This is a genomic window from Paenibacillus agaridevorans (genome assembly GCF_003112455.1).
In the GTDB taxonomy this organism is placed as follows: domain Bacteria; phylum Bacillota; class Bacilli; order Paenibacillales; family Paenibacillaceae; genus Pristimantibacillus; species Pristimantibacillus agaridevorans.
The window spans coordinates 28,413-28,653 of record NZ_BDQX01000292.1 but is presented as its reverse complement, the minus strand read 5'-3'; the positions used below and the strand labels follow the sequence as shown (position 1 = coordinate 28,653).

The 241-nt window shown below is 75.1% G+C and carries 1 pseudogene; it reads right to left on the bottom strand.

What is annotated here, in order from left to right:
- Window positions 1-241 (bottom strand): annotated as a pseudogene (locus PAT3040_RS38970) (NADH-quinone oxidoreductase subunit C); the annotation flags it as partial.

The following is a 241-nucleotide window of genomic DNA, read 5'->3' as shown; positions in this document are numbered from 1 at the left end:
GCCTGCAGCAGCTCGAGCTCCGGCAGCCGGATCGACGGCGGCTTGGGCACCTCCGCCTGGGAGTCGCCCTCCCCGCCTCCTGCGGACGTGCCGCCTTCCGCCTGCGCCTTGGCGGCTGCTCTAGCGGCGCGCGCCTCCGCGGCCGCCTTCAGCTTCGCTTCGCGCTCTGGATCGACGGCGGCTTCGGGCGGCGCATTGGCCTCCGCCTGCGCTTTGGCCGCCGCCCTTGCGGCACGAGCTT